This window comes from Paenibacillus sp. FSL H7-0331, from assembly GCF_001956045.1.
Map to the genome: position 1 here is coordinate 148,319 of NZ_MRTH01000006.1, position 26,078 is coordinate 174,396.

Annotated in this window: 24 protein-coding genes; 21 read left to right on the top strand and 3 right to left on the bottom strand. The window is 46.4% G+C overall.

Annotated features, from left to right (window positions below):
* Positions 1–62: 62 nt before the first annotated feature.
* Complete coding sequence (locus tag BK127_RS10945) at positions 63–1,208, bottom strand: DUF2264 domain-containing protein (RefSeq protein WP_076230083.1); 1,146 nt, start codon at positions 1,206–1,208, stop codon at positions 63–65.
* Between the two features lie 379 nt (positions 1,209–1,587).
* Here BK127_RS10945 and BK127_RS10950 point away from each other — a divergent pair, with 379 nt between their 5' ends.
* The 3 genes from BK127_RS10950 to holA all read left to right on the top strand — a co-directional run bounded on the left by BK127_RS10950 (position 1,588) and on the right by holA (position 4,955).
* Positions 1,588–2,145 carry an RNA polymerase sigma factor gene (locus BK127_RS10950; protein ID WP_076230084.1) on the top strand — a complete coding sequence of 186 codons (558 nt, stop codon included), beginning with the start codon at positions 1,588–1,590 and terminating at the stop codon, positions 2,143–2,145.
* A gap of 100 nt (positions 2,146–2,245) precedes the next feature.
* Positions 2,246–3,682, top strand: coding sequence for an anti-sigma factor family protein (locus BK127_RS10955; RefSeq protein WP_076230085.1), 1,437 nt, complete (start codon positions 2,246–2,248; stop codon positions 3,680–3,682).
* Between the two features lie 253 nt (positions 3,683–3,935).
* On the top strand, positions 3,936–4,955 hold the full coding sequence (holA, locus tag BK127_RS10960; RefSeq protein ID WP_076230086.1) for a DNA polymerase III subunit delta: 1,020 nt from the start codon (positions 3,936–3,938) through the stop codon (positions 4,953–4,955).
* A gap of 178 nt (positions 4,956–5,133) precedes the next feature.
* Here holA and rpsT read toward each other — a convergent pair whose 3' ends face one another.
* Positions 5,134–5,406: a 30S ribosomal protein S20 gene (gene rpsT / locus BK127_RS10965; RefSeq protein WP_076230087.1), complete on the bottom strand. Its 273-nt coding sequence runs from the start codon at positions 5,404–5,406 to the stop codon at positions 5,134–5,136.
* Between the two features lie 198 nt (positions 5,407–5,604).
* Here rpsT and gpr point away from each other — a divergent pair, with 198 nt between their 5' ends.
* Positions 5,605–6,597: a GPR endopeptidase gene (gpr, locus tag BK127_RS10970; protein WP_076230088.1), complete on the top strand. Its 993-nt coding sequence runs from the start codon at positions 5,605–5,607 to the stop codon at positions 6,595–6,597.
* Between the two features lie 105 nt (positions 6,598–6,702).
* Here gpr and BK127_RS10975 read toward each other — a convergent pair whose 3' ends face one another.
* The gene (locus BK127_RS10975; RefSeq protein WP_076230089.1) at positions 6,703–8,412 is read right to left on the bottom strand and encodes a methyl-accepting chemotaxis protein; all 1,710 of its coding nucleotides are present in this window, start codon (positions 8,410–8,412) and stop codon (positions 6,703–6,705) included.
* Between the two features lie 207 nt (positions 8,413–8,619).
* Between BK127_RS10975 and BK127_RS10980 the strand changes: the two genes are divergently transcribed.
* The 17 genes from BK127_RS10980 to deoC all read left to right on the top strand — a co-directional run bounded on the left by BK127_RS10980 (position 8,620) and on the right by deoC (position 26,059).
* Positions 8,620–9,861 (top strand): stage II sporulation protein P, encoded by a 1,242-nt coding sequence (locus BK127_RS10980; RefSeq protein ID WP_076230090.1) that lies wholly within the window; start codon positions 8,620–8,622, stop codon positions 9,859–9,861.
* A 23-nt stretch (positions 9,862–9,884) separates the two neighbouring features.
* Positions 9,885–10,259: a hypothetical protein gene (locus tag BK127_RS10985; RefSeq protein ID WP_076230091.1), complete on the top strand. Its 375-nt coding sequence runs from the start codon at positions 9,885–9,887 to the stop codon at positions 10,257–10,259.
* 98 nt (positions 10,260–10,357) lie between these two features.
* Positions 10,358–12,169 (top strand): translation elongation factor 4, encoded by a 1,812-nt coding sequence (gene lepA, locus BK127_RS10990; protein WP_076230092.1) that lies wholly within the window; start codon positions 10,358–10,360, stop codon positions 12,167–12,169.
* A 96-nt stretch (positions 12,170–12,265) separates the two neighbouring features.
* A complete protein-coding gene (hemW, locus tag BK127_RS10995; protein ID WP_076230093.1) occupies positions 12,266–13,429 on the top strand; it encodes a radical SAM family heme chaperone HemW in 1,164 nt (387 codons plus the stop codon).
* A 90-nt stretch (positions 13,430–13,519) separates the two neighbouring features.
* On the top strand, positions 13,520–13,981 hold the full coding sequence (locus BK127_RS11000) for an N-acetyltransferase (RefSeq protein ID WP_179097443.1): 462 nt from the start codon (positions 13,520–13,522) through the stop codon (positions 13,979–13,981).
* Positions 13,982–14,112: 131 nt separating this feature from the next.
* A complete protein-coding gene (gene hrcA, locus BK127_RS11005; protein WP_076230095.1) occupies positions 14,113–15,135 on the top strand; it encodes a heat-inducible transcriptional repressor HrcA in 1,023 nt (340 codons plus the stop codon).
* Positions 15,132–16,670: a TCP-1/cpn60 chaperonin family protein gene (locus BK127_RS11010; RefSeq protein ID WP_076230096.1), complete on the top strand. Its 1,539-nt coding sequence runs from the start codon at positions 15,132–15,134 to the stop codon at positions 16,668–16,670. Before hrcA ends, BK127_RS11010 begins: the two co-directional genes overlap by 4 nt.
* A 99-nt stretch (positions 16,671–16,769) precedes the next feature.
* Positions 16,770–17,351, top strand: coding sequence for a nucleotide exchange factor GrpE (grpE, locus tag BK127_RS11015; protein WP_076230097.1), 582 nt, complete (start codon positions 16,770–16,772; stop codon positions 17,349–17,351).
* A 120-nt stretch (positions 17,352–17,471) separates the two neighbouring features.
* Positions 17,472–19,316: a molecular chaperone DnaK gene (dnaK, locus tag BK127_RS11020; protein WP_076230098.1), complete on the top strand. Its 1,845-nt coding sequence runs from the start codon at positions 17,472–17,474 to the stop codon at positions 19,314–19,316.
* Between the two features lie 91 nt (positions 19,317–19,407).
* A complete protein-coding gene (dnaJ, locus tag BK127_RS11025; RefSeq protein WP_076230099.1) occupies positions 19,408–20,532 on the top strand; it encodes a molecular chaperone DnaJ in 1,125 nt (374 codons plus the stop codon).
* Positions 20,533–20,706: 174 nt separating this feature from the next.
* On the top strand, positions 20,707–20,859 hold the full coding sequence (locus BK127_RS42970) for a YfhD family protein (protein ID WP_076230100.1): 153 nt from the start codon (positions 20,707–20,709) through the stop codon (positions 20,857–20,859).
* Positions 20,860–20,891: 32 nt separating this feature from the next.
* The gene (locus BK127_RS11035) at positions 20,892–21,209 is read left to right on the top strand and encodes a hypothetical protein (protein WP_076230101.1); all 318 of its coding nucleotides are present in this window, start codon (positions 20,892–20,894) and stop codon (positions 21,207–21,209) included.
* Between the two features lie 165 nt (positions 21,210–21,374).
* Complete coding sequence (prmA, locus tag BK127_RS11040) at positions 21,375–22,358, top strand: 50S ribosomal protein L11 methyltransferase (protein ID WP_076230102.1); 984 nt, start codon at positions 21,375–21,377, stop codon at positions 22,356–22,358.
* A gap of 8 nt (positions 22,359–22,366) precedes the next feature.
* Positions 22,367–23,059 (top strand): site-2 protease family protein, encoded by a 693-nt coding sequence (locus BK127_RS11045; RefSeq protein ID WP_076230103.1) that lies wholly within the window; start codon positions 22,367–22,369, stop codon positions 23,057–23,059.
* Between the two features lie 101 nt (positions 23,060–23,160).
* Positions 23,161–23,937: a 16S rRNA (uracil(1498)-N(3))-methyltransferase gene (locus BK127_RS11050; RefSeq protein WP_076230104.1), complete on the top strand. Its 777-nt coding sequence runs from the start codon at positions 23,161–23,163 to the stop codon at positions 23,935–23,937.
* Position 23,938: 1 nt separating this feature from the next.
* On the top strand, positions 23,939–25,273 hold the full coding sequence (mtaB, locus tag BK127_RS11055) for a tRNA (N(6)-L-threonylcarbamoyladenosine(37)-C(2))-methylthiotransferase MtaB (RefSeq protein ID WP_076230105.1): 1,335 nt from the start codon (positions 23,939–23,941) through the stop codon (positions 25,271–25,273).
* Positions 25,274–25,369: 96 nt separating this feature from the next.
* Positions 25,370–26,059 carry a deoxyribose-phosphate aldolase gene (gene deoC / locus BK127_RS11060; RefSeq protein ID WP_372237350.1) on the top strand — a complete coding sequence of 230 codons (690 nt, stop codon included), beginning with the start codon at positions 25,370–25,372 and terminating at the stop codon, positions 26,057–26,059.
* Positions 26,060–26,078 lie beyond the last annotated feature (19 nt).

Below are 26,078 nucleotides of genomic sequence, written 5' to 3' on the forward strand. Positions count from 1 at the left end.
GTATGATTTATATACATAAACAAAAATAAACTCGCTCAGATTTTGAGCGAGTCCCTTCATTATTAATCTTTTAATGCCTTGTCAATCGGAATTTCTTGGCCAGCCCACGCCTTCTTTCCTGACCAATCCGCCTGCCCCTGCCAAAAAGGATCAGACGCGCTTAATCCCAGCGGTAAAAATACGGCAGAACATAAATACAAGCTGCCCGTAGATATATACGTCTCGCCAACCTCCGGTTGGTGGCCGCAGAATCCGATAGTTAGCCATCCATTCTCATCAAATGTGCCAGGAGCTTCAATCATACGTCGAATAATTGCAGTTAAAGCGCAGCGGACTTGAGCTGGTTCAATAGTGGCATCCAGCTCTTTGCGCAGCGCGACTTGACTCAAAACCTGGAAAGCGCCAAAGCGATAGGCTAGTGAGCGACCATGTGCTGGAAACGTGCCTTCAGGTGATATTAGGCGCTCCTGCTGAACAGCATAACGTTGGGCCCGCTTCACGATCCGCTCTTGTAGTGCTGCCCAGGCCTCTTCTTCACTGGCAACAGCTTCAATAATATCAACCAACATAGGTTGGATAACGAAGCTGTTGTAATAATCCGCATGATACTCCGGCCCATCCCCGTAGATACCGTCTCCTTTATACCACTGCTCATGCTGCCGGATTGCATAATCGACACGCATCCGATCCCACTCTTCACCAGCGCGGAAAAGAGCGGTTTCGATCATCGCCGCGAACAAGAGCCAATTGTTAAACCCTGGCTTGCGTGTCCGGGTTGCTTTCAGAGCTGTTACCACTTGCTGCTGTACCCGTGGCTCCAGCTTTTCCCACAGCTCTCCGGGTGCCCGAAGAATGGCATGAGCCAAAAAGGCCGCGTCCACAATGGGCTGATAACCTTCGGAAAAATTCATAAAGTCGGGGGATGAGGGATCTGTACCCGCATCAATGGCTTGTCTGGCGAGATCGGCGTAATGCTGTCTCAGACGTCCTTCTTCACCTTCACGACTGCCAGTTTCAAGCCAAGGTGCCATTCCTGTTAATAGGCGAGCCAATGCTTCCAAATGCGTATACATAGGCCTGTCATCGATTTTTCCTTCGACGGGCATTTTTTCTTTTAGCTGACGGTTGGTCAAATGATACAGCACGGGTTGTGCAATTCGACTTAAAGTATCTATCCAATAAATTCGATCTTCCTGAGCTTCCGGCATGATGAGGTTCCCTCCAACATAGTTTCGACAATTAAGTTCTCTTTTGATCATTTTATAACAAAAAAATACATGGGTCATTGGTGAACATGACAATTATCTTTGTGTAAAAATTATATAGAATCGTTTTCTAACACAAATATTGGGAGTCAAGGAAAGTTCATATCTATATATTATTGTTGGCAGGCAGCCTGCTGAACGTGTATAGTTTGTATGTTGCAGGCAACTAATCACTTGAAATCAAGGCTTCCATTTCAGCCAATAACTGCCGGAGTATACCTTGGCGCTTAAATTTGATATTCTTAATACAGCTAATTATCTTAGATGTGCAACATTATTAATTATGCTTTCGTTTATATAGTTGCAAGAGAGGGGGATCCCAGTGGTAGCGCCAGATTTGATCAAGGCTGCCCAGTCGGGCGATCGCGACGCTCTAATTACCCTGCTGCGTGAGATTGAAAATCATGTTTACCGAACCGCATATTACATTTTGGGTAATGAGCAGGACGCTTTGGATGCTGCGCAGGAAGCTTTAATACGCATTTATACAAAAATTAATTCTTACGAAGAAAAAGCGCAGTTCAAGACGTGGGTCCAGCGGATTGTTACCAATTTGTGTATCGATAAATTCAGGAAAAATAAGCCTACTGTTTCCATTGAGCAGTTTGATCTGACCTTTACAGAAACAAAGACAGTTGAACAAGAGGTTATGTCCGCATATATTGCCGAAGATATTAAAGAGGCCATTGATAAACTGCCGGAACATCATCGATCAGTCGTCGTGCTTAGGTATTTGCAGGATTTCTCCTACAATGAAATTGCCGAATCACTTGATTTGCCCATCAACACGGTTAAATCATATTTATTTAGGGCTAGGCAGCAGTTGCAAACGTTGTTGCAGGACTACAAAAAAACATCAACCGAATCGACCCGGGGATGAGCAGATAACAGGCTTGGTTCTCAAGCTCAGTCGGTTTACTGCATAGCGTTGTACACTGTCACATATCAGTTGTGAATCTTTTAGAAAGGTAGTGTGCGGGATGAATTGCCAAGAGGTGATCGAACTGATGCAGAGATATCTCGATCAAGATCTCGATAAAATAGAATATAATCAAATGCTCGATCATATACAGGATTGCCCTGAGTGCTCAGAGTTGTTTGAGCGATTATTGAATGTATCCGAGCAATTGGAAAGCTTGCCTAAGGTCACGCCTGCGTTTAGTCTGGTAGATGCGATTCTGCCTAAGCTGCAGCAAATGGATATGGTGTCAACTCCTTTGATCATGGAGGATCACGCTGCATATGCTGCTCGTGACATCTCGTCCTCTGTTCCAACAAAGCTGACAACCTCATCTGCACAGACTATGCGTAAAGATACCGTACCTGTAAGCCGAGCTTCAGATTGGCGTAGTCGGACACGTAGCTTTGTTTCAGCTAAAATCGTTGGCGGTGTGGTTGCCGCAGGTTTGGTTCTCGGTTTCTTTGTATTCAACCAGCAAGAGCAGAGCAATATGCAAAATGCAGATGGCGCTCTAATGGCTCCTAAGTCCGCCTCAACGAGCAGTGTAAGCTCCAGAGAAAAATCTGCAGCTCCTGCGGCGTCAGGTATGAGTGACTCCATAAGTACGGCTCCTACGGATATCGCTTCGGATGTTAACGGGAATGCGCAAGGACTGCAGCAGGAACAAAGTAGTGCGTCCCAGTCTTCTAAAGATTTGGTTCCCCCAACCGTGGCTCCGACTACGAGTACGCCTGCTAGCAACTCAACGCCAGCACCGAACATGGGCTCCAATAAGATAGGCGGGGCGGTGCCGCAGGCATCCAGCCCAAAGAGCTCAGCAGCCGACAGTCAGATCATGACTTCGCCAAGCACGGGTGAGAGCACTTCTCAGAAGTCCTCATCGACACCGCTGCAAGCGGGCACGGGTGACGGACAGCTGAAAGAACCTCTGACCTTTGGAGCGCAGCAGCCAGCGGCTAAAGCGGACAATCCGAGTGCCAAAGCTATTGTTCCGCAGGCAGAAACACCACGCAGCAGTCTGGCAGCACCAGGTTTATTCGGTGGGAATGCAGCTTCTTCGGCTGCATCCGATAAAAACTCTGGAGCTGGGTCAGGACAGATTGCCCAGCCAAGCACCAGCAACGAAGCTTCAGCCAATGATAGCAATGCTGCCAAATCCAAGATAGGTGAGGCTCCAGCTGCTGATCAAAGCTTCTCGTCCATGAAAATTCCAGCGGCCAGCAGTCTTGCTGCTGCTGACAAGATGTACACAGCAGTCATTAACGAGAAGCGAGTTGTTATAAGTGACAAGAATGGAAAAAGTATCTTTACATCGATGAATGTAGCAACGGATTCGGAACAAATCACATTACTGGAATGGACGGCTGATTACAAGCTGACCTATCAGATAAACAATCCAACGAGCGCGAGGACTTTCACCATCAACGCTGTAACTCGGACGGAAGCAGCTAAGTGACCATTTACAAATATTTCGTATTCAAGCACACACACATTGTGTCCCACTTGCGTATGATAGGGTAGGTTGGAAAAGGAAAAATGACGTCGTATGACCACTCGGGGAACGGTTTCTAGAGCCTTAACCCGGTTGTTTATATAGATGGGATTGGAAGCAGAGGGGTTATGTCGGAACCGTAAGGTTTTGACGTAATCCCTTTGTTGTTGTTACAATGCTCATATAAACTGGGTTAGAGGGAAATGGGTGAGCAGCAATGGATTTCAAGACTGCATTAAGAAGTATTCAAAAAGGTACATTTGCGCCACTGTATGTGTGTTTCGGTACAGAGGCCTATTTAATTCAGGAATTTTTACAGAAGCTGACGAATCGTCTCATTGATCCACAGGATGCCGCGTTTGCTGTATCCAGGTACGATTTGACAGAAACCTCGATAGATAGGGTTATTGAAGAGGCCGAGGAATTACCCTTTATTGGGCCACGTAAACTGATCGTAGCTACCAACGCACTTTTTCTGACAGGGGCCAAGGATAGCTCAAAGGTAGAGCACAGTCCCGAGCGGCTGCTGGAATATTTAAAATCCCCTGCCGATTTTTCCGTTATCGTATTGACTGTGAGTGCTGAAAAGCTTGATGAACGAAAGAAGCTCGTGAAATCACTGAAGGAAAAGGATTACTTGATATCATGCGCATCTCTTTCAGCGGACGAGTTGGGGCAGTGGGTGAAGGGAGAGGCCGAGAAGGCCGGCATTTCTTTTGCTTCTGGTGTTCAGGATCAGTTTATTATGTACACCGGAACGAACCTGCAAACCTTATCGAGTGAGCTGGACAAATGCGCGATGTATATAGGGCGCGGCGGCACGATAACGACAGATATATTAGATCAGTTGGTGACGCGAAGCATTGAACAAAATATTTTTCTGCTGATTGAGCATATTGTGCAGCTTAAATTGGACAAAGCATTTACGATGCTGGCTGAGCTTCTGCGGCGCAAGGAAGAGCCGATCAAGATCATGGCTCTGATAGCGAGACAGTTCCGTATCATGTACCAGGTAAAGGATTTGCAGCAGCAAGGCTACTCACAGCAGCAAATCGCATCGCAAATCAGTCTGCATCCTTATGCAGTCAAGATTGCTGCCGGGCAGAGCAACCGCTTTGAGGTCAGCCAGTTGTTACATATTTTGGATCAATTATCTGATCTAGACTACCAAATGAAAAGCGGTAAAATCGATAAAGCACTCGGTCTGGAGCTTTTCTTGTTAAAGCTCGTTGCCTGAAGCGAATGCCGGATCCATACGAAGCCTATTCGGTGAAGATACATCCGTGTTATAGATGTAGCTTTTCTTGCGAGATAAGAATCGTTCAGCTTTGCTGAAAACATATAAATTCTTATCTCTTCAAAAAAACGACCTGCCCCCGAAGGAGCGGTCGTTTTTATTTGTTCGCATTGGTTAATTAAGCTTGTGCTGAAAGCGCGTTAAGTCTTTTCGCTAAGCGGGACTTTTTACGGGCTGCGGCATTTTTATGGATTAAGCCTTTGGACGCTGCTTTATCCAGCTTTTGGCTGGCAGTGACCAGGGCTGCAGTTGCTGTTTCCACATTGCTGCTAGCAGCAGCTGTTTCAAAGCTCTTTACTGCTGTGCGAAGGTTGGATTTCTGGGATGCGTTGCGTAGACGACGCTTCTCATTGACTTTCACTCTTTTAATCGCGGATTTAATGTTCGGCATTGACGTTCACCTCCTAATACAACTTGCATCAACCATAGTGCTTGTTTGAAAGATCCTTTTGTTGACAACTCTAGATATTCTAACACGGCCCATATCAAAATGCAATAGATCAATCCGCAACGATTCCGACAATTGTTGCATAAGGCTGCCTGTACATTCACACACTACGGGCATAGCTATGTAAAAGGAGATGTTAGCATGGATTTAAGCGCTTATACAATTCGTACGGACCTGGCTTTGGAGGCACATGATATGGCTTCAAATTCAGGTCAGGCGATCCCCGGTGTTCATATGTCATCAGAAACGCATGATGGTATCACAGTCAGTACCACCGATATTACGTCTCAGGAGGGCTCCGCTGCATTGGGCAAGCTGCCTGGACATTATATTACCATAGAAGTGCCTCAATTAAGAAAAAAGGACAGTGTGCTCCAGGATCGTGTTGCAGCCGTCTTTGCCAAAGAGTTCGAATCCTTTATGGCTAAGCTCCAGATCGATTCGATGTCAAAGGTACTGATTGTGGGCTTGGGGAACTGGAACGTCACTCCAGATGCTCTGGGGCCGTTAGTTGTAGAGAATGTGATGGTCACCCGCCACTATTTTGAGCTGATGCCAGGAGAGGTGAGTCCGGGTTACCGTCCTGTGAGTGCGATAGCACCTGGTGTTCTGGGGACGACAGGTATTGAAACCGGTGAAATCATCCAAGGAATCGTCGAAAAATCAAAGCCGGATCTGGTCATTGCCATCGATGCACTAGCCTCGCGTTCCCTGGAGAGAGTGAATACGACCATCCAGATCGCGGATACAGGCATACATCCGGGCTCAGGGATTGGCAACAAACGTAAAGGCTTGACATTGGACACACTAGGAGTACCTGTCATTGCTGTGGGAGTGCCAACTGTCGTCTACGCCTCGACCATTGTGAATAATGCGTTTGAGCTGATGCACAAACATTTTCAACAGCAGACCGCCCATACCGGTGAAATTCTTGGAATTCTGGATCAAATGAAGGAAGATGAGCGGCTGCTGCTGGTCAAGGAAGTATTAAGTCCCTTGGGACACGATCTGTTGGTCACCCCAAAGGAGATAGACGAATTTATTGAGGATATTGCCAATATTATTGCCAGCGGCCTGAATGCCGCCCTGCATGAAGTCGTAGGGATGAATAATGTAGCCGCCTATACTCATTAGTCTATGTTGATTGTTTGGACTGACATGACAAACGCCAAGCCTGCGGCCGGAATACCGCATAGCTTGGCGTTTTTAGGCATACATGGAGATTTACTGCTGCTGAAATCAAACAATCTTGAAGCGTTTGACCAGGCTGCTCAAATTCTCGGCCATTTTGGAGAGATTTAAGGAAGAGAGAGCAACTTCTTCCATTGATGCCAACTGCTGCTCAGTCGCAGCGGAAACATTTTGTGCACCTGCTGCTGTTTCTTCTGTAGTCGAGACAATCCCATTTATAGCGAGTACCATTTGCTCGGTGTTGGTAGATATGGCTTTCAGCGATTGATGCACATGGTGGATACGATTATTAACCTCACCAACAGCTTGGGTAATTTCATCAAAGGAGCTGCCGGCAAACTGTACAGCAGCTAAACCTTCCACCATTTCCGACGTTACCAGATTCATGCTTTGGACCGCCGCTGCGGTATCCTCCTGTATCGTTTCAATCATTTCCTCAATCTTCTTCGAAGAGTTGGCGCTTTGCTCAGCGAGCTTGCGTACTTCTGCAGCAACAACCGCAAAGCCCTTTCCATGCTCTCCTGCTCTTGCAGCCTCTATCCCGGCATTTAAGGCAAGCAGATTCGTTTGTACAGCAATACTATTGATCACTTTGTTCATATCGCCAATTTCACTGGCACGCAGTGCTAAACGCTGCACGACACTATTCATGTGTCCAACTGTTTCGTGTATTGATTGAATTTGCCGGACCGCCGATTGAATCGTTTGAGTGCCTGAATGGGCATTTGTGGAAGCAAGCTCAGATGAGGCTGCTGCCTGATTCGTATGCTCTGTAATTTGTTGAATCCCTGCGTTCATCGTGGTAACGGCATCCGAGGTTTCATTAACACTGCGCACCTGTTTATCGCTATCCACGGCCATAACCTGAATCGTTTGGGCGATATGCTCGGTGGCTTGACTGGTTTGACCAGCGCTGGCTGTCAACTGCTCTGTTGAAGCGGATACTTGAATGGCGTGGTCATCAACCTCGCGAATAATATGCTGCAGATCCGTTACCATTTCAGCAAAAGAGCCGGTCAATCTGCCTATTTCATCCGTGGAATCAGCCTGAATATGGACGGTCAAGTCACCCTGTGCTACTTTTTTCGTTGCTTCAATCAATCGGTCCATCGGTTTGGTCAATATACGCGCTAGCAATAATGCGAACAGCAGTCCGACAATAATGGCCACGGGAAGAGTGATTAAGGAGATTCGTATGTCCTGATCGATGTGATTCTGGAGCAGCTGACTTTGATTGGATAACTCCTGATCATGGTATTCGATCATCTGGTCTATCGTTGTGTACAGCTTTTGTTTATGTATGTCGGTCTCGTCATCAAGCGTCTTATAAGTCGCTTTTAATGTATCGGCATTCATTGCTTTTCTTTGATCATAGGCTGCTTTTACTCTATCAAAGGTAGAAAGATAAGCCGAGGTTTCAGTAACCATTTCCACTGCCCACAGCTTTTCCTGATCGCTGCTGACATTTTTTTGGATTTCCGCTAATTGGTTATTGATCGTTTGGGTGTCCTGCTTGTACACAGCTATTGAGCCTTCATTTTCATTAATAATCAGGTCAGCCTGACTGCTGTACAACTGACCGATCATATTTTTGAATTGCAGCGCCAGCTTGGAAGCATTCACCGAACTTAACTGGTTTTGGGTAGTCTGCTTGATCTGGCTAAGCATGAAGTAATTAAATGCGATTACGCCTCCCAAAAATAAGATTAATACCCCGAATCCCATAAGCATTTTCCACTTTAACGGTAAGTTTTTCATGGCAATCCCCTTTCTTCTGACACAGCTAAATTGGAAACTACCGCTATTATATCACGAATAGATTAGAGGTAATTCAGGTTTCGATAGAGGGAGAATGAAATCTTTTCGTTCTAGATCCTACCAACAGCTCATAGATTTGTTACTAGAGAGCAGTGTACAACAAACTACAAATCCATGACGGGTTTCAGGGTGGAGGAGGATGCAGAATTGAAGTGGACAGAGGTTACTGTGGATGTAAACAAACATCGTAAAATAGGACAAGGTCTGGTAGTATATTTCCGCATTATGGCCACACTTCTAATGGGGTGTGTGATGTTTTTTGCGGCGCTTGGTCTTTTGGGTTTTGCTCAGGCCAAGCTGACGAATACGACGCCAAATTCGTCGATGAAAGGTTTGGCATCGTCAGTTTCAAGTCGATTTTTTTTGGACATGCTCGGGATGGAAATGCCGCATATGCAGACAGATCGTCAAACATTTACATTTTCGCAATCCAATGTTTCCGGATTTTTGTTCACGCTCGTTACGGATTTGAATTGGAAGGATCCTAAAACCTTTATTTCCCGTGAAATGCCCGGTATGTCTCAGGATCGTTCAGTTGTGCTGCGCAAGGGGGTACAGACAGGAGATGACGGGCCTGAAGATTACGGACCCAAGGCGGATGTCATCCCCAAAAATGGAGAGGGCGGGGAGGGTTCGATTACTGCTAATCCATCAACTCTTCCGGAGGTGGGTGAAACGACAAAGGGAGAAACGAAGGTTATTCCGCCGACGGCTCAGCCCCCACGAACTGCAGGCAGAAATGTCGCATTCATCTATCAGTCTCATAACCAGGAATCGTATTTGCCTGAATTGGATGGAGTAAAGGATCCTGACAAAGCCTATGATCCTCAGACTAATGTGACCAAGGTTGGGTTACGATTAGCGCAAAAGCTGGAGCAAGAGGGCATCGGGGCCGTTCATTCTGACAAAAACTATCCTGCTATAGAAAAAAGCTTTAATTATTATTTTTCCTATAAATATTCTTTGAAAACCTTGCAGGAAGCGAGCTCCTCTCATCCGGATCTGAAATATTATTTTGACATCCATCGGGACTCACAGAGACGGGAAAAAACGACAGTTCGGATCAACGGGAAGGATTATGCGCAGCTTTATTTTATCATTGGAGGTAAAAACCCGAACTGGAAAGAAAATGAACAGTTTGCTTCACAAATTCATCAAGCTATCGAAGCCAAGTTTCCAGGGATCTCCAAAGGCTCGTTTGCCAAAGCTGCGGAAGGCAATGGTGTGTACAATCAAAATTTTTCAGCGAACAGCGTGCTTATCGAGGTTGGTGGGGTAGATAATTCTCTGGAGGAGTGTTACCGGACTGCAGATGCACTGGCAGCAGCAATAGCCGAGGTCGTGCTGAACGTGAAGAAGGTGGATGGACCTAATACACAGCCGAAGTAGTGAAGTAATGGGGGAGCAGGAGCATGGACAATCTATATGTCAGGCTGATGATAATTGGGTTTGTGTTGGGCTTTTGCATTTTTGTGGGACTGATGCTGGTCAATCGCGCGGTTGAGGGCAGTCGCGAGCCAGTGGTTACTGAAACAATTCAACAGATGGAACCTGCAATTGCAGAGTCAAAGCCACAGGTAAAAGCCGAGCCTGATCCGGCGAATGTGCGTGAGGCATCCAAAGAAACAGCTGTTAAGGAAAAAGTAGAAGCCGAGGAGCCGCGGACTGTGATCAGCAAAGCCACGGGTGTTGGTCGATTGGGCAACAAGATCGGCGGGCTGCTGCAAATACTGGCGCATTATGGGATACAGGGGATTGTCGCTTTGTTTGAGGCGATTACCGCTTAAGGGAAATGATTACGAAGGTGACTCCATTGCCGCAAAACCACACACCTGCTATAATTAGAAGAATTGTTAAATTTGCAGGTTAGTGAGGGTCAACTTACATGGATATTCATGCCAGACAGAAAATGATTAGAAACTTTTCAATAATTGCCCACATCGACCATGGGAAATCGACATTGGCCGACCGGATATTGGAATATACGGGTGCTCTTTCATCAAGAGAAATGCAGGAACAGGTTCTGGACCAAATGGATCTGGAGCGTGAACGGGGTATTACCATTAAGCTGCAAGCCGTTCGTTTGGAGTACCGTGCAGATGACGGGGAAACCTATATTTTGAATTTGATCGATACACCAGGACACGTCGACTTTACGTACGAGGTATCACGGAGCCTAGCAGCCTGTGAGGGTGCATTGTTAGTAGTCGATGCCGCACAGGGGATAGAGGCGCAAACGCTCGCAAATGTGTATCTGGCATTGGATAATAACCTTGAAATCTTACCTGTTATTAATAAAATCGATCTACCGAGCGCAGACCCAGAACGGGTCAAGCAGGAAATCGAAGAAGTGATCGGACTGGACGCAAGCGAGGCGGTGTTAGCATCGGCCAAAGCGGGGATCGGGATTAAGGAAATTTTGGAGCAGGTGGTCAAAAAGGTTCCGGCGCCTACGGGTGATACGGAACGTCCGCTCAAGGCACTTATTTTCGACTCTCACTATGATCCCTATAAAGGTGTTATCGTGTATGTTCGTGTTATGGACGGAGCGATTAAAGCAGGTTCGAAGATCAAGTTTATGGCTACGGAAAAAGTGTTCGAGGTCATCGAGGTTGGGGCTTTTATGCCAAGAATGACGATTGTCGATACATTGAATATAGGGGATGTTGGTTTCATCGTTGCAGGGATTAAGCATGTTGGCGACACACGTGTCGGGGATACCGTAACAGACGCCAAAAATCCGGCACCAGAAGCACTTCCCGGTTACCGGAAGATCAATCCAATGGTATTCTGCGGCTTGTATCCGATTGAAAGTACGGAATATAACGATCTTCGTGAAGCGCTCGGCAAGCTGCAGCTGAATGATGCTTCGTTAAGCTTTGAGCCTGAGAGCTCAACGGCATTAGGTTTTGGCTTCCGCTGTGGTTTCCTGGGATTGCTGCATATGGACGTTATTCAGGAGCGGATTGAGCGTGAGTTCAACATTCCGCTGATTACGACAGCGCCAAGCGTTATATTCAAAGTGACACAAACGAACGGTGAAGTATTAACGATCGACAATCCATCGATGTTCCCGGAAACAGGTAAAATCGATTATGTGGAAGAGCCTTACGTCGTTGCATCTGTAATTGTACCGAATGATTATGTAGGTGCAATTATGGAGCTGTGTCAAAATAAACGCGGCGAATTTATTAATATGGAATATTTGGATACGACGCGTGTTACGCTTTCCTATAACATTCCGTTGTCCGAAATTGTCTATGACTTTTTTGATCAGCTGAAATCGAGCACAAAAGGTTATGCTTCGTTTGACTATGTCGTGTCAGGGTACAAGCAATCCAATCTGGTTAAAATGGACATCATGCTTAATGGTGAACAGGTGGATGCCCTCTCATTCATTGTACATAGAGACCGCGCCTTCAATCGTGGACGCATCATTTGTGAAAAGCTGAAGGAGCTTATTCCGCGGCAAATGTTTGAGGTGCCGATTCAGGCTGCAATTGGACAAAAAATCATTTCACGTGAAACCGTTAAAGCGATGCGTAAAAACGTACTTGCCAAATGCTACGGGGGCGATATTTCCCGTAAGCGGAAGCTGCTGGACAAGCAAAAAGAAGGTAAAAAGCGGATGAAGCAGGTTGGTAACGTTGAGGTACCGCAGGAAGCGTTTATGGCCGTGCTAAGGCTGGATGAGTAGCAGGTAAGTCGATGAGAGAGCAGGTGCTTCTTAGCACCTGCTTTTGGCGTCATAGAAGCAGCCGGCTAAAGCGTGGTAACGGAAAGGGGAACTCTGATGATTCAGCGTGAGGAAACACCACAAGCATTATATTTACACATTCCATTTTGTACCAATAAATGCCACTATTGCGATTTTAATTCCTATATATTGAAGGGTCAGCCCGTGATGGACTACCTGGATGCGTTGGAGCGGGAAATGGAGCAAACGGTGAAACTGATTCCGCCGGGTGAGATTCAAACGATTTTTGTTGGAGGGGGTACGCCGACCGTTTTGCTGCCTGATCAAATGGAAAGCTTCCTGAAAAGGGTGCATACTTATTTTCCTAATAAGTCTGCTGAGCTTGAATTTTCTATGGAGGCCAATCCGGGAACCACGGATAAGGAAAAGCTGCAGGCCATGAAGGAAGGCGGCGTGAACCGGATCAGCTTTGGTGTGCAATCTTTCGACAATGCGCTGTTGGAAGGAATAGGTCGAATTCATAATACAGATGATGTATATCGCAGTATTGAGAATGCACGGCAGGTCGGCTTCACGAATATGTCGATTGATTTAATGTTCGGGCTGCCTAATCAGACCGTTGCCGCTATGAATGATTCCCTTGATAAAGCACTTGCGCTGGGGCTGCCGCATTACTCGATTTATGGTCTAAAGGTTGAGGAAAATACGTTGTTCCACAATTTGTATCAAAAAAACCTGCTGCCTCTTCCTGATGAAGATGACGAGCTCGATATGTTTCTGCTGATTATGAAACGATTGAAGGAGGCAGGTTATTCGCAATACGAAATCAGCAATTTTGCCAAGCCTGGTAAGGAAAGCCGTCATAACAGCATGTACTGGCTGAATCGCAGCTATTACGGTCTGGGAGCTGGTGCGCATGGCTATATGCATGGTAATCGTCATGTGAACATAAAAGGCGTTCAGGCGTATATAGATGCAACACAGAAAGGCCGTCCATTATTAGAGGAGTATGCGATCAGCGAGCAGGAAGCGATTGAGGATTTTATGATGGTGGGCCTGCGGTTGTTGAGTGGGGTGAAGCGAGCTGACTTCAGACGTCAATTTGGTCTGGAGCTGGAAGCTGTGTTTGGTAGTCATTTGAATAAATTAATGGATCAAAAGCTGCTGGCCGCTACAGATGATGGATATCGATTAACCGAGCAGGGTGTGTTACTTGGCAACGAAGTGTTCGGTGAATTTTTAAGCGTTTCGGTCGAATAGCGAGTTTGCGGAAAAATTTTTAATGGATATTTTATACGTTTTGTTGTATATTTATTCATAATAATTTTTTTGTGAATGGTGGTTTTTTCAATGACTGTTGTGTGCAGGAAGGCAACGCCTGAGGACGTTGATATTTTATTTGATATTATTCAGGGTTATGCGGAACAAGGAATTATGCTGCCGAGGTCGCGAGAGGTGCTTATTGCACAGATTGATACCTTTGTTGTGGCTTTCATAGAGGAACGGTTGGTTGGCTGCGGTTCTCTTACACGACTGGGTCAGGATTTGGTGGAGATTCGCTCGCTTGGGGTAACGCAGGGTTACAAAGGTCAAGGCATCGGAAATGCACTGGTTGACTTTCTGATAGAAGAAGCGAGGGCCCAACACATACCGAAGGTTATGGCATTGACGTATGAAGTGAGGTTCTTCGAAAGAAACGGCTTTTCCGTCGTGGAGAAAGAAATTTTCCCCGAGAAAGTATGGCGAGACTGTATTCATTGTAAAAAGCAGCACTGCTGTGATGAAATTGCCGTTTTGAAGCGGCTGGATTGACTTGACACAGACCTCCGGGTCTGTTATTTTTGTATTATGAATTAGCACTCGACAGATATGAGTGCTAACATCTGTATAGAACAAGATCTTTAACCGGATCCATTATTATGAATAACTTTGGAGGGTTGAACATGCTAACCGAACGCCAACGCCAAATACTTAGTGCCATCGTAGACGACTATATCCGTTCGGCAGAACCGGTTGGCTCCAGAAGCATTTCCAAACGAGGAAATGTGGGATTCAGCCCTGCTACGATACGTAATGAAATGTCCGATTTGGAAGAAATGGGATTTCTGGAGCAGCCACATACATCGGCAGGCCGTATTCCTTCTCATAAAGGCTACCGTTATTATGTGGATCATCTGATTCCGTACGGAATTGCCAACCAAGAGGTTGATGTCTTAAAGCTGTTTTTTGCGGAAAAAATGCAGGAAATGGAGCAAGTCATTCAACATGTGGCTTCCATATTGTCGAATTTGACCAACTATACATCCATTGTGATGGGACCCGAGATGTTCAATACAACGCTTCGGCACTTACAGATCGTTCCTTTGAGTGAACGGACGGCTGTGGCGATTATCGTTACGAACAGCGGGCAGGTCGAGAACAAAACCGTGACAATCCCTGAAGGTATACCGATGTCAGAGATTGAAAAGTTCGTCAATCTATTAAATGCACGTATGCAGAACGTGCCTTTACTGCAGTTTAAATCCAAGCTGTACACAGAGATCGGCGAGGAAATGCGCAGCTACGTGTCAGGCTATGAGGAACTGCTTACGATGCTTAACAGCGTCCTTGATCAAGGTGAGGAAGACCGGATATTTCTCGGTGGGACAACGAATATGTTGACACAGCCTGAATTTAGGGATATGGAAAAGGTTAAAAGCATTCTCGATCTGCTGGCTGAGACACCCGCTTTGGTGAAGCTGTTTACAGGTACAGGAGCAGGCATCCAGGTGAGAATAGGCAGCGAGAATACAGTGGCTGCGATTAATGACTGCAGCTTGATTACTGCTTCTTATACGATAGAAGGCAAGAATCTCGGTACGATAGGCATTTTGGGACCGACTCGTATGGATTATGGCAAGGTAATGAATCTTCTGACTCATTTATCCAAAGATATGACGTTGGTTCTGGAGCGATGGTACAAATGAATCCGGTAAAGCCGATTTCAAGTGAAGGCGATGACACGTTTGCTACTATACTCAACAACGCAGGGGCGATTCGGGCCATTTGCTCTGCAGTTGAGGGAACGCTGGGTCCCAAAGGGCTTGATACGATGCTCGTGGGCGCACAGGGAGAGGTCATCATTACGAATGACGGTGTAACCATTTTGGAAAAGATGGATGTGACCCACCCTGCTGCGCGTTTATTGATACAGGTTGCACGTTCACAGCAAGAGCATGTTGGCGACGGTACAACTACCGCTACTGTGCTTGCCGGAGCCCTGGTGGCAGAAGGTGTAGCGCAGGTGACAAGGGGCGTACCGGTAGCCAAAATCGTCAAAGGGATTCAAGAAGGAATTGCTGCTGCGATAAAGCTTCTAGCGCGGCGCAGCCGAATGATTAATGGACTGGATGATCCGCTCCTGTACCGGATTGCTTATATAGCAGGGCGTGAGCATACGGATTTGGCGAAGCTTATTCTTGAAGGTGCTCACCAACTGGGTACAAATAAGCTTCAAGAAGACAGCTTTCGTTTTGCCGATGTGGTGATTTCACATAAAAAAGCGGTCAGTGAGGTATGGCCCGGGCTGCTTATACAAAAGATACCTGCTAATGCGCAAACGGATTTTCCAACCGCCCCAGCCTCGGTCCTGATCATACAGGATGCATTTGAGCCGGAAGTGATCGATGAAGAAGCGCTGATGACTGAAGCTGGCTTTCAGAAGCAGATGCAGCTGAAGGAGCAATTTCGTCAGTCGCTTAACAAGCTTCTCGAGCTGAAGGTTGGGCTTATTCTCGCAGATCGCGGAGTCAACTCCGAAGCGGAGCAGTTCTGCACCGATCACCGAATCATGGTCGTACAGCGGGTTCCGCGCCGCGAGCTCCGTCTTGTAAGCGAGTATACCGGAGCACGTCCGATACGTCGCAGCGGGCTGTATAAGCCGGCTAATGAGCTGGCAGGCTATCTGGGGTTCGCCGGTCGTGTGTCATACGATGAGCGTCTGGAATGCGTTCGCATATCCGAAGGCAGAGGACGCGCGCAGGTGACCGTCATTGTTGGTGCAAGCACGAGCGAAGTTGTTGGCGAGCGGCTGCGTATTGCCAAGGACGCTGCGGCTGCCATGCAGGCTGCGCTGCGCGGCGGATGCTTGCCTGGCGGCGGTGCTGCAGAGTTATCTGCCGCGTATGAATTGGACCGTCTGCGTGAGACGGTACAGGGGATGGAGGGCTTCGGGATCACAGCCGTTGCCCAGGCCTTGCGTAAGCCCCTTGCCCAAATCGTTGTCAATGCTGGTTATAATCCACTGGAAAAGGTGGAGGAAGTCAAAGCAGCGCAAATTGCTTCTGGGTCCGACTCATTGGGTGTGAATTGCGATAATGGCGCAATCATTGATATGCTTGAATATGGCATTGTCGATCCGGCTGATGTGAAATTGCATGCGCTGCATGCTGCTGGTGAGGTTGCGGCTGCGATTCTGCGTATACATACAGTCATCAAGATGAAGCCGCGTGTGGAAGAATAATAACCCGTCAGCAGGGTGAGTGGAAGCTCAAACTTGCTTAAAGCTCACATGCATGGTTAATATAGAGTCATGTAGATTTGATTAAGGAGGTGACAGACATTGAGTACAGAAAATAACAAAAATTTTGATGGTAACGCAGAAGCTGAACAAGCTGATGCTAAATATACCGAAGAAGCAGTTAATACTTCTTTTGAAAATGAAGCGGCTCAATCCGAGCAAGCTGATCCTCAAGAACAGGAGCTGCTGCAGCTCCGCCAACAATCGGAAGAAAATTACCAACGTTCTTTACGGACACAAGCTGATTTCGACAACTTTAGAAGAAGAACCCGTCAAGAGAAAGAAGAGTTTGCGAAATACGCCTCCCAAAAGGTGATTGAGCAGCTTTTACCTATTATTGATAATTTTGAACGTGCATTGGCTGCAGGCAGGGAAAGTAATGATTATGAAGCACTTTTGAAGGGTGTAGATATGATCTACCGTCAGCTCGACCAGGCTCTCGCAGGTGAAGGCCTGAAGCCGATGGAATCAGTTGGACAGCCATTTAATCCAGAATTCCATCAAGCCATTATGCAAGTTGAATCAGATGAATATGAAGAAGGTATTATTGTCAGTGAAATTCAAAAAGGCTACCTGCTCAAAGATCGGGTGCTGCGCCCGGCAATGGTTCAAGTAAGCTCTTAGGATTTATACTACATGGATTAGCCCCAATGATAATAAGTACAACCGCAGGTATGCGGACTGTTTGCATAGTCATTGTGTTCGTGTTTTACTGGCGTAAAAACTATTAGGAGGTTTACTATAATGAGTAAAGTAATCGGTATTGACTTAGGAACAACCAACTCTTGCGTAGCGGTAATGGAAGGCGGCGAAGCCGTTGTTATCCCTAACGCAGAAGGTAACCGTACAACTCCATCAGTTGTAGGCTTCAAGAAGGACGGTGAGCGGATCGTTGGCGAAACGGCCAAACGTCAAGCAATTACGAACCCGGACCGTACTATCAGCTCAATCAAACGTCACATTGGTACGAATCATAAAGAATCTATTGATGGCACCGACTACACGCCTCAAGAAATTTCCGCAATTATCCTGCAAAAGCTGAAAGCTGATGCTGAAGCTTATCTGGGTACTTCGGTATCACAAGCCGTTATTACTGTTCCTGCATACTTTAATGATAGCCAACGTCAAGCAACCAAGGATGCTGGTAAAATCGCAGGTCTTGAAGTTTTGCGTATCGTTAATGAGCCAACTGCTTCCGCACTGGCATACGGTATCGAGAAATCCGAAGACCATACGATCCTGGTTTATGACCTTGGTGGCGGTACCTTTGACGTTTCGATCCTGGAATTGGGCGATGGTATCTTTGAAGTAAAAGCAACCAGCGGTGACAACCGTTTGGGCGGTGACGACTTTGACCAATTGGTGATCAATCATTTGGTAGCTGAATTTAAAAAAGAGCAAGGCATCGACCTGAGCAAAGACAAGGCAGCTGTACAACGTTTGAAGGATGCAGCAGAAAAAGCGAAGAAAGAACTTTCTGGTGTATTGACAACTACGATTTCCCTGCCATTTATTACGGTAGTAGACGGAGTTCCTCAGCATTTGGAGATCAACCTGACTCGTGCCAAATTTGATGAAATTACATCTGCTCTGGTGGAAAGAACCTTAGGACCAACACGTCAAGCTTTGAGTGATGCGGGTCTGACAGCTAACCAAATTGATAAAGTCGTTCTGGTAGGTGGTTCCACACGTATTCCTGCCGTTCAGGAAGCTGTAAAACGTTTGATCGGTAAAGAGCCTTCCAAAGGCGTTAACCCGGATGAAGTCGTAGCTCTTGGTGCAGCTATCCAAGCAGGCGTATTGACTGGTGATGTGAAAGACATCGTATTGTTGGATGTAACTCCATTGTCCTTGGGTATTGAAACAGCTGGTGGCGTATTTACGAAGATGATTGATCGGAATACAACAATCCCTACTACCAAATCCCAAGTCTACACAACCTATGCCGATAATCAGCCAAGCGTAGAAATTCATGTACTTCAAGGTGAGCGCGCAATGGCTAATGACAATAAAACACTGGGCCGTTTCATGCTTGGTGATATTCCTCCGGCTCCGCGCGGTATTCCGCAAATTGAAGTTACCTTTGACATTGACTCCAACGGTATTGTTAATGTTAATGCAACGGATAAAGGAACTGGCAAAAGTCACAAAATCACAATAACTTCTTCCAGTGGGTTGTCGGATGAAGAAATTGATCGTATGATGAAAGATGCCGAAGCTAACGCTGACGAAGATCGTAAGCGTAAAGAGCTTGTTGAAGCACGCAACACAGCAGATCAATTGGTATATTCGGTTGATAAAACGATCAAGGATCTTGGCGACAAGGTAGATCAGGCCGAAATCGACAAAGCGAACGAAGGTAAGGAAAAAGTTAAAAAGGCGCTGGAAGGCGACAACCTGGACGAAATCAAAGCAGCAACTGACGAATTGACAGAGATCGTTCAACAACTGTCTGTGAAGCTGTATGAGCAAGCTGCCCAACAAGAGCAAGCGGGTCAACCGGGTGCTCAAGGCGAAGCCGATTCAGCGAAAAAAGATAACGTTGTTGATGCTGACTACGAGGTTGTTGACGAGAACAAAAAGTCTTAATTTATTCTTGAAAAACATAGGCAAGATGAAGGTCAAAGCCATTTACAGGCTTTGACTTTCCGTTTGTGGTTAGAAGAATAGGAGTGGAACGATGAGTAAACGTGATTATTACGAGGTTCTTGGTCTGAGCAAGAACGCCTCGCAGGACGAGATCAAAAAAGCATATCGTCAGATGGCTCGCCAATATCATCCTGATGTGAACAAAGCAGCCGATGCGGAAACCAAGTTTAAAGAGGCTAAAGAAGCTTACGACGTTCTGGGCGATGATCAGAAAAAGGCGCAGTACGATCGCTTCGGCCACGTAGACCCGAATCAGGGAATGGGCGGCGCAGGCGGTGCTGATTTTGGCGGCGGCTTCGGCGACTTATTCGATATGTTTTTTGGTGGTCAAGGTGGAGGACAAAGACGGAATCCGAATGCACCGCAGCGCGGTAACGATCTGCAGTATACGATGACGATCGAGTTCAAGGAAGCCGTATTTGGCAAGGAAATGGACATTCAAATTCCGCGTACGGAAACTTGTGATACGTGTCATGGCAATGGAGCGAAGCCGGGCACGAAGCCAGATACATGTACAGTTTGTAAAGGCAGTGGGCAGCAGGAGGTCGTACAAAATACGGCGTTCGGCAGAATCGTCAACCGCCGCGTTTGCTCGGCTTGTAATGGTCAGGGTCAAACCATCAAGGACAAATGTACAACTTGCCATGGTGCAGGTAAAGTGAAGAAACAACGTACCATTCATTTGAACATTCCTGCTGGTGTTGATGATGGTGCTCAGCTGCGCGTTACTGGAGAAGGTGAAGCTGGTTCCAAGGGCGGTCCTTCAGGTGATCTGTATGTTGTGATTCGTGTCAAGCCTCATGATTTCTTTGAACGTGAGAATGATGATATTTATTGCGAGATTCCGTTGACGTTTACTCAAGCTGCACTCGGTGACGAAATCGAGATTCCGACGTTGACCGAAAAAGTGAAGTTGAAAATTCCTGCTGGTACCCAAACGGATACTTACTTCCGTTTAAAAGGCAAGGGTGTTCCTCGTTTGCGCGGCTATGGTCAAGGTGATCAGCATGTGAAGGTGATTATTGTAACACCTACCAGCCTGAATGAAGAGCAAAGAGAGCTGCTTCGTGAATTTTCACGACAAAGCGGTGAACATACACACGAGCAGAATCAATCCTTTTTTGAAAAAGTGAAAAAAGCTATTTTAGGTGAATGATAACCATAAATTGATTTGAAAATTGGTAATCTGCAGTTGTAGTGGGCATATCAGGCTGATTGAAGCTTGATGTGCTTTTTTTGTATTTTATTTTTTGTATAGCTAGCCTCACTTGGTAAACAATACTGAGGTATGCAGTTAACCAATTTGAAAGAAGAGAGTGAGGCAATACTGATGGAAAAGCAGCAAAAAAGTGTAAGAACATCTAGAAATCAGTTACCGATCGCAAAAAAAGAAGATGTGGACTATAACGCTGAATTTGCCGATGACAATGACAGGATTGCATCGGAACGTGCGTCCGAGGCTGATCAACGTCAGGAATCCTGATACTGATTGCTCTGTGAAAGGAGGAGGCAGCGTTGGCTGAAAAAAGCATGCAGGCATATTTTCATTCGGCAGCAGAAGCACAAAGTATTATTACAAAGCTGAAGGCATTACGGGTGAAAGATATTCAAATAAACCAGGTGGGCTCGAACCCTTTATCTAATCAAGGTACGGGATGGGACATGCTGCAAGAAGAAAATGCAGATACCGCCATGATGAGTGCAGTTGGCTTTGAAGGTGAGGATACGGCTTCTGAGGGGGGCAGGCTGGATACCCTTTTAACGGCACTTATTGATGAGGTAAGCTATGAGCAGGCAGTACGAGTGGTTCGTGATGGCGGTGGCGTGATTTAGGTATAGGTTAGCAACTAGCAGAAGCTTCCTCGACGGAAGCTTTTTTGTTGTGCCGAAGTGTTGTATACTGGGAACAATGTGCATTCGAGCGTTTTGCTATGCAAAGCTCACATATATGCTTACGAAGAAAGCTTTGCTACACAAAGCTCTAAGGAGGATTCAAACATGCGATGGCATGAGGTAACGGTGTATACAACCGAAGAAGCAATTGAAATGGTTTCAAATTTTATTCATGAATTGGGTGCTGGTGGCGTATCGATTGAAGAGTCGGGGACGTTGAACAAGGAACGGGATACGTCGTTCGGTCAGCTGTATGATCGGCCTTTGAATGATATTCCGGAAGGTTTTGCGGTGATTCAAGGGTATTTCTCCAAGGATGTTGATATGTCTGACGTCATGGAAAGGCTGCAAGAGTCTGTGGCCCAACTAAGCGAGTATGATATCGATACGGGTAATCCGACCTTTGGATTGAAGGAAGTTGATGATGAGGATTGGGCGAATGCATGGAAGCAATATTTTAAGCCGGTACGGATCTCCGAGCGGCTGACGATTAAGCCGACCTGGGAGGAATACACACCAGAAACGGATGAGCTGATCATTGAGCTTGACCCGGGAATGGCCTTTGGAACGGGGACCCATGCAACTACCTCTCTATGCCTTCGTGCATTGGAGACCGTGATCAAAGAGGGCGACGATGTGATTGATGTTGGAACCGGATCAGGCATATTGGCAATAGCTGCGGCCAAGCTGGGTGCTCGACATGTACTGGCTGTAGATTTGGACCCGGTTGCCGTAGAAAGTGCTATGGATAATACGGCGCTTAATGGACTGACGAATCTGATTTCGGTCAAGCAAAGCGATTTACTTCAGGTGCTGAATGAGAGTGCTTCAGGTGATAGCGAGAAAGCCTCTGCACTTGGTGTACGTGTACCGGTACAGGTTGTTGTTGCGAATATTTTGGCTGAAATTATTCTTCTGTTCGTTCAGGAAGTGTATGATATATTGGAGGCTGGAGGCGTTTATGTCGTTTCCGGTGTGATTAGCAGTAAAGCGGAGCTTGTAGAGCAAGGACTTAGAGCCGTCGGTTTTACCGTTACAGAACAGATTGAGGACCAGGCTTGGGTCGTTATTATAGCTAGAAAGCTGTAGGTGAATGTATGGATTTTAGTTCTTTTTTAGCGTTTCCTGTTGAGCAAATGCCGTTTGTATTCCTCGTTTTATTAATCGGCTTTACGATTCATGAATTTTCCCATGCGATAGTTGCCGACCGTTTTGGAGATGAAACTCCACGTTCTATGGGCAGGGTAACTCTGAATCCGCGGTCACATATCGATTGGTTGGGGATGATTTTTTTCCTAGTGATCGGTGTAGGCTGGGCGAAGCCGGTGCTTGTGAATCGGGCTCGTTTCAAAAGTCCGCGCGTGATGGGCATTATTGTGTCGCTCGTTGGTCCGTTAAGCAATTTGGTGTTGGCTTTCATCAGCTTAATCGTATTTTATGCGCTGCTGCAGGGTCATGTCATTGACGGCTTTTCAGTCGGTACGGTAAAAGCAATTAAGTTATTTTTTAGTTTGATGATTATGCAAAATATATTTCTGTTTATCCTGAATCTGATTCCTTTCCCGCCACTCGATGGTTACAGGATTTTGGAGGATTTACTGCCGCGTGCATGGGCGGAAAAAATGAGATCCTATCAGCAATGGCTGTTTTATGCAATTCTGCTTATGTTCTTCATACCACCGATTCGGAATGTAACGATTGGACCGATTTTTGAATTTCAATGGACTATACTTGCTGCTTTTAATTGGGTTGCCGTACATATCTTTGGGGGCGGTGTGCTGCGCATGTAGCTTCCGTCCGTGATCAGCAGTGAGTGAAGTGTGTAGATTTTTGCGGACAATCATAGTATGATGTAGGTTGATATTTTGAATAATAGAAAGTAGAGAAGCACATGCAGCGTTATTTTATTGCACCTGAGCAATTTACTGAAGCCATGGTTACGATTTCCGGCGATGACGCTCATCATTTGGTTAGAGTGATGCGTGCAAAAGAAGGCGAGCAGGTCATTGTCAGCGATGGTGAGAGCCGTGAGGCACTGGTGCGTATTCGCGAGTTGGATAAAGATCAGGTAACAGCCGATATTGTACAACTATTATCGATGAATCATGAGGCGAACGTAGAGGTATGGATCGCTCAGAGCTTACCCAAGGGCGACAAGATGGAAACCGTTATCCAAAAGGGGACGGAAATCGGTGCTGCCCGTTTCATTCCTTTTATATCGGAGCGGACTGTGGTTCAGCTTGATGCTAAGAAAGAAGGTAAGCGTGTTGAACGCTGGCAAAAAATTGCCAAGGAAGCGGCCGAGCAGGCCCATCGCAACCGTGTACCTGTGGTTGACACACCTTTAACCTGGAAAGCTTTACTTCAGCAGGCTGGTTTGGCGGATGCGGCCTGGATCTGTTATGAGAAGGAAAATGGCTTGCAGCTTAGGCAGCAGATTCAAGCAGCATTGGCAAGCAGACAGGAAGCAGAAACTCCCACTGGTAAAATAAAGCTAATGCTCATCGTAGGACCAGAGGGTGGCTTTAGTGAACGAGAAGTTGAAGCAGCGGAAGCGGCGGGGTGTCGTTCGATCAGCCTGGGCAAACGTATTTTACGAACAGAAACGGCAGCAATGGTCGGATTAACTTGTATTTTGTACGAATCCGGCGAGATGGGAGGAAATTAGAATGCCTACAGTAGCATTTCATACATTAGGCTGTAAAGTGAATTTTTATGATACGGAAGCGATCTGGCAGCTATTCAAGCACGAAGGCTATGAGCAGATTGATTTTGAAGCGTCCGCCGATATATATGTGATCAATACCTGTACGGTAACCAACACGGGCGATAAAAAAAGCCGACAGATGATCCGACGCGCGATTCGCCGTAATCCAGAAGCAATTGTTGCAGTAACAGGCTGTTATGCGCAAACCTCTCCTGCGGAAATTTTGGCGATACCGGGTGTTGACTTGGTTATTGGGACACAGGATCGGGATAAAATCATTCCGTATGTGCAGCAGTTGGTTCAGGAGCGTCAGCCGATTAATGCGGTGCGCAATATTATGAAAACCCGCCAGTTCGAAGAGCTGGATGTACCGGATTTTGCAGATCACACAAGAGCCTTTTTAAAAATTCAGGAGGGCTGCAACAACTTCTGTACGTTCTGTATTATCCCTTGGTCGCGTGGACTCATGCGCAGCAGGGAGCCTCAGAGTGTACTGAAGCAGGCGAGAATGCTGGTTGATGCAGGTTATCAGGAGATTGTGCTGACAGGGATTCATACGGGCGGTTACGGTGAGGATATTGAGAATTATAGTCTGGCCAAGCTGCTCTGGGATCTGGACAAGGTGCAAGGTCTCAAACGCATTCGTATCTCTTCCATTGAAGCCAGCCAAATCACGGATGAGGTACTGGATGTACTGAAGCATTCAGACAAAATGTGCCGTCACCTGCATATTCCGCTTCAAGCCGGTGACGATCAGGTGTTGGCCAGAATGCGCCGCAAATATACGACGGCTGAGTTTGGTGAGAAGATCAAGCGGATTCGTGAAATTATGCCGGACGTCGCAATAACCACGGATGTTATTGTCGGCTTCCCAGGTGAGACAGACGAGATGTTCATGAATGGCAAAAGATTTATGGAGAAGATGCAGTTCTCCGAAATGCACGTATTTCCTTATTCCCAAAGAACAGGAACACCTGCTGCTCGCATGGAGGACCAGGTTGAAGAGGAATTGAAAAACACTCGTGTACACGAGCTGATCGATTTGTCGGAGCAGATGCAATTAACCTATGCGCAAAAATTCGTGGGTCACGTGCTGGAAGTGATACCGGAGAATGGCAATAAAGGTCGGGCAGATTCCATCATTATGGGCTACACGGACAACTATTTGCAGGTCGTATTTGAAGGCAGCAAGGATTCAATAGGGCGTATTTGTCAGGTTAAGATTGTTGAGGCTGGTGTCAACGAATGCCGCGGGGAACAGATACTTATACCGGAAATAGCTCGGGCTATCGTTTAAATTGAAGTGCAGCATGAACGAGGGATTTCATTCTGGTATAAGAGTGAAATCTTTCTTTTTAATTTAAAAGAAATCGGGGTGGATGGAATGAGTGAAATGGAAGGACTGAAGTTTGATCTGATGCAGCTGCCATCATATATCGATCATACACTTTTGAAGGCGGACGCCACATCTGCAGCTATATACAAGCTGTGTGAGGAAGCACTGGAATATGGTTTTTACAGCGTTTGTGTGAACGGGGTTTGGGTACCTTTGTGTAAAAAGTTACTAGAAGGCAGCGATGTGCGTGTCAGTGTGGTATGCGGCTTTCCGTTAGGCGCCACTAATCCGGCAGTCAAGGCTTACGAAGCTGCTCAAGCGGCTGAGGCCGGTGCGTCAGAAATCGATATGGTGCTTCAGGTAGGGCAACTGCTCGAAGGTAATGAGGAAGCGGTTCGTGAGGACATTCGCGGCGTGGTGAAGGCAGTAGAAGGTCGCGCTATTGTGAAAGTAATTTTTGAGACCGGTTATTTGAATGAGCAGCAAAAGATCACAGCCTGTCGGCTCTCTGAAGAAGCTGGAGCGCATTATGTAAAGACTTCGACCGGTTTCGGTCCTGGTGGTGCTTCCACTGAGGATATACGCTTGATGCGTGCGAATGTATCAGCGTCCATCGGAGTGAAGGCTTCTGGCGCTGTTCGTGATCTAGCCACAGCCCTGAGCATGATCGATGCAGGAGCAACCCGCTTAGGAACAAGCTCTGGCGTTGCGATTATGAAAGGTACTTCGAGCTCATCTACTTATTAATTTATAATGATTAGGAGGC